Origin of the sequence: Rhizobium sp. SG570 (genome assembly GCF_012275345.1) — a bacterium.
GTDB lineage: Bacteria > Pseudomonadota > Alphaproteobacteria > Rhizobiales > Rhizobiaceae > Rhizobium > Rhizobium lusitanum.
In genome coordinates this window covers 74039-80740 of sequence record NZ_JAAZQI010000026.1, presented here as the reverse complement: position 1 = coordinate 80740, position 6702 = coordinate 74039, and the positions used below count along the sequence as shown (strand labels likewise).

Genomic DNA, 6702 nt, shown 5'->3' with positions numbered 1-6702 from the left:
CGTTAGTCAGCCAGAACAAATTACTCATCAGTCAGGCTCCTATCCGCCCGTCTGAATCATAGCCGTCAATTCAAATCAATGGGTCCTGACCCTAGCGATCTGTCCTTGCTTGCATGCAACGGCCGCAAGCTGGCTGTCGCGAATTAGTTCCCCGTTCGCCCTATATGTAAACAGAGGGCCAATGGTTTGATCCGTGGCCAGCTCGAGCCTAGTTGGAGAAACCTCCATCGCAATGGCGCTGACACCCGCAACCAGTACCTGGTGAGGGAAATGGACCGCGCGCAGGCCACGCAACGCATGTGGCAGGTCTTTCTCGCCGTTATCAAAGGGGTCGTACCGCTGGATTTGGCTTCCGGCCGGAATCCATAGTTCGCCATATTGAAAGTCACGTTCCAATATGAAGTCCTGCCGCGCCGCTCGATTCAACGTTTGCTGATGTACTTCGTGACTGATGCCGATAGCGCCATAGATCAGAATGCCGGTCCACAGGTCGAGTGCAAGTGTGAGTGCTCCGAACGCCCACAGCCATGCCCGCGCCTTCTGGGAGGGTAGGCGACCCCTACTGCCGGCAATCAATCTCACCACGGCGCCGCCTACGAGGACAATCGTGCTCACAATGCCTAAGAACGGCAGAGCGAAGAGAATAAAAAGGCCCAATAGAGAAAAAATTGGCGCAAAGATCATGGACTATTGAACGGAAAGGTTTTGAACGTCATCCGACTGTCTCGACTATTCGACGCGGAATTTGGCTCGTCGCCATTTGGCGTGGTCACGCCAAGCTCCTTTTGAAGTTTTCGTTGATCCGCTTTCGACCTCCATTTGCAGGTCCTTGCTTCTCTTGGGGATGAGCACCTTGGCTCTCCTATCATGGGACTAGAAGGACGAGGTGATGCAATCTAACTCACGTCCGGACCGTCATAAAGATCGGTACAACCGCCAAACGCGTACTCACCTAGACATTGGATCATACCGGTATCTCTCCACGTTCTTTTACTCACTGGAATTTGGAACCGTCAGTCCATATGCGATGCGTTATGACCGCCAATCGTCTCGAAACCGCGACGGCAACCATCAAGACGTGCCATACTGACCAGCCGCTGCCTGCAATCGTGGTTCAGTATATGCCATTGTTGGCAGCCTTGATCGCTATGTTGTACTCCTCGACCATGTTGTCGAAGTAAGAGAGTTTGCCTTGCTTGAACATACGATAATTGCCGACCAGCTCGGTGAGCATGTTGGAGACCGTATCGGCGGAATTGATCCCAGAGGAATCGCCGCCAGGCTTGACCGCGGACTTGGCTGCGGCGACCTGCTTGCGCAGATCTCCCAATGTGCTCTCGAGCTGCACCACTTGGAGATCGGCGTTCTGAATCAACGCCGGATCTTGCGGATTGTCAGCCACACGGATCGTGCGCAACAACTCCTTGGCCTGAAGCAAGGCGAGCTTGGCATCATAAGCCAGCATATGGTTGTCATTTTTCAGGGTCGCTAGTTCTTCCTGATCCCGGCGCTGCAATTCGCCATCGAGCACGCCATTGAACCTGGTCAGCGACTCGTCTGCCGCCTTGAATTCTGCCAACATCACTGGATCCTGCTGTTTGCCGTATGCCAGGCCGTCGTCCTTGTACTTCTTGCTGTTGTAATAGACCTTCAAGTCGGCAAGGTGCGCCGCAACCTTAGTGGTAGAAGTGATCAAGTCATCAGCCGCGGCGTCAAGACTGGACGGTCCACCGGACATCGCACGCGCTGCTTTAAGCTTGTCTAGAGATTGGGGAATATTGCCATCATCGACGCCGCCGATGTTGTCGCTCGCCTTGGCCGAAGCAATGTGCGCTTCCCGGTACTGATCGTACAGCATGGTGAAACTATAATGGCCAATCAACCTATTGTAGGCGTCAACGTAGGTGTTGACCTTTTTCTGACCGCTGTCCTGCACCGCACTGACGTTGCCGCCTGTGATCACGTTCTGGTTAGATCCTAAGTTTTTAAAATAAGCACCAACGCCGAATATCGCCGCGGCCAGCAGCAACACGACCATCCTTTTAATTGAAGTCATCGAGATCTTCTCTTTTAGGTTAGACTGCTCCCCGATAGGCTGAATCGGGTGCAACCGTCAACTTTCAGAGCAGACCCGGATCACACGGGCTTTTGCTCATGGCTACGGCGAGACGTCCATGCTAGCGATCGGACGGGGGCGTCGCCTTAAGCTGGGACAGGGTGCGCGTCTGGCATCGTGTCAGCCTTCACGCGTTGATTGACATAGTGATCTGCCGCCATGTTGCGTTGGCGTTGGAGCGAATCTGGCGGTGATCTGCTGCGGTCAAGTGTTTGCGGTGAAGAAGAAAGAGATTGGCGACTTGGCCATGGGTCGAGATGAAACGCTGGCATTGCCGCGCCGACTTGAAGCGCATCATGCGCCGTTCCCGTCGTCGCACGGGAAGATGTGAATTCTCGGCGCGGTTGTTGATGCCTTTATGTGACCGATGCTCGATGCCCGGCATCAATTCGGACTTGGCGGCAGAGTAGGACTGCAGCTTGTCGGTGACCATAACCCGTGGGGTGGTACCCTGACCCTTGAGCAGTTTGCGCATCAGCCGAAGGGCGGCTCGCTTGTTTCTCCGGCTTTGCAGCAGGGCATCGAGGACGTAGCCGTTGGCATCGACAGCGCGCCACAGCCAGTATTTCTGCCCCTTGATCGTCACCACCATTTCATCAAGCTGCCATTTATCAGCAAATTGACCGCGGGACCGTCGACGAAGCTGATGAGCGAATTTGAGGCCGAACTTCGCAGCCCATTCCGAGACGGTCTGAAACGAGACCTCAATGCCGCGCTCGGCCAGCAGATCTTCGACGTCTCGAAAGCTGAGTGGAAACCGGTAATAGAGCCAGACCGCATAGGCGATGATCTCGGCGGGAAAACGGTGGCGTCTGAAATGAGCAGGAGAGATTTCGGTCATTGCCACCAATACCAACCCGTTCACCACAGACACGTTAATCCGACGCTACCGTCTGCCGCCCGTGCAGCGGACAAGGCCAGAGCCGCCGGGGCGTCGGCTCCGCTCCTGGGAGTTCCGCTCGGCGTCAAGGATAGCTATCTGACAAGGGGCCTGCCGACGAGCCTCGGCCTCGAGCCCCTTGCCAATTTCATCCCGCAGGAAGACGCGGCAGCCGTAAGCGCCATCAAGGAAGCCGGCGCTTTGGTATTCGGCAAGAATAACCTCGTGGAGGTGTCTTTCGGGCTCACTGGCCATAACGCCGCCTTCGGCCAGGTGAAGAACCCCGTGTCGCGTGATCGGGTCTCGGGTGGTTCGTCCAGCGGTTCAGCTGCATCGGTGGCCGCCGGCATCGTGCCGGCATCCTTAGGCGGCGACACCATTGGATCGATCCGCGTTCCAGCATCGCTATGTGGTGTGGTCGGTTTCAAACCGACGACGGACCGATGGCCGCGCGGCGGCGTCGCGCCGATCTCGCATACGCTTGATACGACGGGTGTGATCGCACGCGGCGTGGCGGACTGCGCGCTCGTAGACCAGGTCGTCACCGGCGGTTCGGTCCCGGATCTCTCGACTGAAGTCAGTGGCCTCAAAGGCGTTCGGCTGGTTTATGCGCCTCGGCAGTTTCTCGATCTGATTGATCAGGACCTCGAGACGCGCTTCCGCGAAGTGGTGAAGCAACTGCGGGGTGCCGGCGCCGAGATAATCGAGGTCGACCTCGGCGACGATTTCAGCGGTTTGGCCAGTTCCGCAACCTGGTGCATCATGTTCCATGAGACGATCGGCGCACTTTCCGAGTTTCTCCGACAACACAACGTTCCGCTGAGCTTTGAGGGGGTTGTCGACAGCCTGAAGCCCGAATTGCAGGGGGCATGGCGCTACATGATCCTCCCGGACGGTGGCGGCGCGACCTCGCCGGAAACCTATCAGGACGCACTCACTGTCAGCAGGCCTAAAGTTCAACGGCGTCTTAATGCGGCCTTTGCCGAACACGGAGCACAAGCGATTTTGCAACCGACCACGCCCTGCACGGCGCCGCTCATCGAACAGCAGGCGAAGTTCCTGATAGGAGAAAGGGAGGTCAACGATCTGGTTCTGGCAAACCATACGTTGGTGGCAAGCCTGCTAGGCCTGCCTGGCATCAGCATTCCGGCGGGCACCTCGCGCGGCGGCCTGCCGATCGGCATTGAACTGGACGCTCCGGCTAATGGCGATCGACATCTTCTGGGTCTCGCACACCGGATCGAAGGTGTGTTAGCTGGCAGCGTGATCGATTGAGCGAGGAAGGAAAGATGCGGTTCGAGAAGGGGCATAAGGCAGAGACACGGCGGCACATCCTCGCGGTTGCGTCGAAGCAGTTTCGCAAGGAGGGAATTGAAGCAGCCGGCATCGCCGGCATCATGAAGGAGGCCGGATTGACCAATGGCGCCTTCTATCCCCATTTCAAGTCGAAGGAGGAGCTTGTTCGCGAGGCGGTATCGTCTGCGGTAGGCGAGCTGCAAGAGCGGGTTGAAGAGAGCGTGCGATCCGGGGGCGACCTAGAGCGCGTACTTCGGACCTATCTCAGCATGGGTCACGTGAACAGTCCCGCATGTGGGTGTCCGTCGGCCTCTCTTTTACCGGAAATTTCCCGCCAGCCTCTATCGACAAGGCAGACATATGAAGACGGGATCAACAGTTACCTGTCCGTGTTGACGCCACTCATTGCGATTTCCGAGGCTGCTATCGCCCAACAACGAGCAACGGCGATTTTTACGCTCATGGTTGGGACGCTTCAATACGCACGGGCCGTAGCAGATCCTGTTGCCGCTGAAGCGATTTTGGAGGGTGGTGTCCAGGCGGCGCTGCTGCTTGGAAGAGAGTCATAAAAGTCCCGTCGTATGCGCGCTTCAACGGCCTATTGGCAGAAGACTGTTTCGCCGGTTCGAATACTATCAAGAGCAATCACCTTCGGTTGCTTTCGGCGATTGCGCTGCCCAGCGATGGTGTGAAGCCGGGAACGAACGTCAACCGGCCATGCAAACGATAGAAGCGTGAGGAAGAAAACTCGCGGCGGTGCTTACGTAGGTGAAGGGCCTAGTCTAGCGTCAAGCGTCTCGTGGACCCCTGTGTGCGGGCCGACTGCCTCAGGGACGCCGAGTAGAATGCTTCAGCGCCGGATACTCAAGCGTATATTAGGAGCATGGATTTTAGTCCTATGGATGCGGTGAGGTGAAACACTTTGCGTCTTTGCGTATTATCGATCGGCTAATGGGCCACGGGACAAACACCGACCGAATTTTTAAAACGGAGCGGGGCCAAGCACCTCAATCTGGAAGCGATCCCCAATTTGCACCATGTCTGCAACGCCGTCTTCTGCAATCATTCGTAATCCTTCCTCGCATCCACCTGGCGTCACGGCGAAGACCATTCGGATATCAGACTCCGTTCGGTTTCCCCAGGCGTGAGGGATGCCGCGCGGCAGCATCGCAGATTCGCCAGCAGCTAGATTGAAGATTTTTTCTCCCACGGCAACCATCACCGTTCCCTCAAGGACGACGACATATTCGTCTTCCTTGTTATGGAGGTGAAGAGGTGTCGCGTCTCCGGGGACTGAGATGATCTCGACGATTGAATATCGTCCATCCGTAGCTGCTGCCGATACTGGGATGCAAAATTGCTCTCCGGGACGGGCCACCATCCACCTTAGAGGAATCCTGTCAGTCATGATTTAACTCCTGAGATTGTTGACTTTTACTTAAACGCTTGTTTCGTCGCGCCCTGACCGGCCATCCGACGGAACTGTCGTAGAGCGTGCCCCTGGCCCCAGCGCCTACGCGCTGGCCATTCTTGCCAGGTCGACGAGGCTCTTTGCGACGACATCGGTCGATTCATCGGCCACCACGTCGGCCTTACTACTTGGCCCAACCTCTAGTGGACGAGGAACGAAAGCGGTTTTGAAGCCAGCTTCCTTTGCCGCCTTAAGATCCCACTCGTGCGCAGCAACCATCATGATTTCCTCCGGCCTGAAGCCGAGATATATGCTCGCCGATTTGTAGACCTCTGGAGCCGGCTTGTAGGCGCGAACCAATTCTCCGGTCAGCACCGCATCGAAATTCAATCGGCCACGCTTGGAAAGGGAGATAACTGTGGCCATTCCAGCATTCGACAGCGCCGATACGGTGAACTTACGCTTGAGCCGACTAATTCCTTCGGCGGAATCGTGCCAGGGCTCCATCTGTCCCCACACCGACATCAGTTTGGAGCGCTCATCCTCGCCGATGAAACCAGTTAAGTTTCGTTGATCGATGACCTTGTCGAGAGCCTGCCGGTAGATTTGCCCCGCGGGCATCCATGGCTGTGTTCCAGCAACTATATTCTGTATAGTGGCCGAGGCGCCTGCCGTCCATTCGAGCAGAAAGGCGTGCCAGTCGATTGACGGGCAGCCACGCTTCGAGATACCGGCGGTGGTGCGCATGAACGGGGTATAGTAATCGACAACCGTACCCTGAATATCAAAGGCAATCGCCTTGATGTCTTTGAACCCGCCGGAGACGTTGGAGACCTTCTGCGAAGGCTTCGAAAACGCGGGAACGGCAAGCGTCGAGAGTGCAGCGGCGGTGAGGAGACCGCGGCGTGTCGGCGAAAAGCTGGAGCTGCTGGATTTGATGGTCATTTGAAAAACCTGAGTTTGATTTGCGGAGTTTCTTGCTTCTGCGCATGTAGCCGT

7 protein-coding genes are annotated in these 6702 nt (G+C 56.6%); 2 read left to right on the top strand and 5 right to left on the bottom strand.

Annotated features, from left to right (window positions below; all coding sequences use genetic code 11):
• Positions 1–75: 75 nt before the first annotated feature.
• The 3 genes from FHT28_RS32515 to FHT28_RS32505 all read right to left on the bottom strand — a co-directional run bounded on the left by FHT28_RS32515 (position 76) and on the right by FHT28_RS32505 (position 2957).
• The gene (locus tag FHT28_RS32515; protein ID WP_145646612.1) at positions 76–684 is read right to left on the bottom strand and encodes a hypothetical protein; all 609 of its coding nucleotides are present in this window, start codon (positions 682–684) and stop codon (positions 76–78) included.
• 430 nt (positions 685–1114) lie between these two features.
• The gene (locus tag FHT28_RS32510; protein WP_145646613.1) at positions 1115–2056 is read right to left on the bottom strand and encodes a DUF3829 domain-containing protein; all 942 of its coding nucleotides are present in this window, start codon (positions 2054–2056) and stop codon (positions 1115–1117) included.
• 187 nt (positions 2057–2243) lie between these two features.
• Positions 2244–2957: an IS6 family transposase gene (locus FHT28_RS32505; protein WP_168598487.1), complete on the bottom strand. Its 714-nt coding sequence runs from the start codon at positions 2955–2957 to the stop codon at positions 2244–2246.
• On the opposite strand from FHT28_RS32505, the gene FHT28_RS32500 reads away from it, so the two are divergent.
• Positions 2934–4271, top strand: coding sequence for an amidase family protein (locus tag FHT28_RS32500; RefSeq protein WP_168598486.1), 1338 nt, complete (start codon positions 2934–2936; stop codon positions 4269–4271). The two genes, FHT28_RS32505 and FHT28_RS32500, sit on opposite strands and share 24 nt — an antisense overlap.
• Before the next feature lie 14 nt (positions 4272–4285).
• Positions 4286–4861 carry a TetR/AcrR family transcriptional regulator gene (locus tag FHT28_RS32495; protein WP_168598485.1) on the top strand — a complete coding sequence of 192 codons (576 nt, stop codon included), beginning with the start codon at positions 4286–4288 and terminating at the stop codon, positions 4859–4861.
• Positions 4862–5274: 413 nt separating this feature from the next.
• On the opposite strand, the gene FHT28_RS32490 is transcribed toward FHT28_RS32495, so the two are convergent.
• Together FHT28_RS32490 and FHT28_RS32485 are read right to left on the bottom strand one after the other, a co-directional pair.
• Complete coding sequence (locus FHT28_RS32490) at positions 5275–5700, bottom strand: cupin domain-containing protein (RefSeq protein WP_168598484.1); 426 nt, start codon at positions 5698–5700, stop codon at positions 5275–5277.
• A gap of 105 nt (positions 5701–5805) precedes the next feature.
• Entirely contained in the window at positions 5806–6648 is an 843-nt protein-coding gene (locus tag FHT28_RS32485; protein WP_168598483.1) for a haloacid dehalogenase type II, read from the bottom strand.
• Positions 6649–6702 lie beyond the last annotated feature (54 nt).

Bases quoted from the DNA above. Each gene is read 5' to 3' on its own strand.
- FHT28_RS32515 (WP_145646612.1), bottom strand. From the start codon at position 684: ATGATCTTTGCGCCAATTTTTTCTCTATTGGGCCTTTTTATTCTCTTC.
- FHT28_RS32510 (WP_145646613.1), bottom strand. From the start codon at position 2,056: ATGACTTCAATTAAAAGGATGGTCGTGTTGCTGCTGGCCGCGGCGATA.
- FHT28_RS32485 (WP_168598483.1), bottom strand. From the start codon at position 6,648: ATGACCATCAAATCCAGCAGCTCCAGCTTTTCGCCGACACGCCGCGGT.
- FHT28_RS32505 (WP_168598487.1), bottom strand. From the start codon at position 2,957: ATGACCGAAATCTCTCCTGCTCATTTCAGACGCCACCGTTTTCCCGCC.
- FHT28_RS32495 (WP_168598485.1), top strand. From the start codon at position 4,286: ATGCGGTTCGAGAAGGGGCATAAGGCAGAGACACGGCGGCACATCCTC.
- FHT28_RS32490 (WP_168598484.1), bottom strand. From the start codon at position 5,700: ATGACTGACAGGATTCCTCTAAGGTGGATGGTGGCCCGTCCCGGAGAG.
- FHT28_RS32500 (WP_168598486.1), top strand. From the start codon at position 2,934: ATGAGCAGGAGAGATTTCGGTCATTGCCACCAATACCAACCCGTTCAC.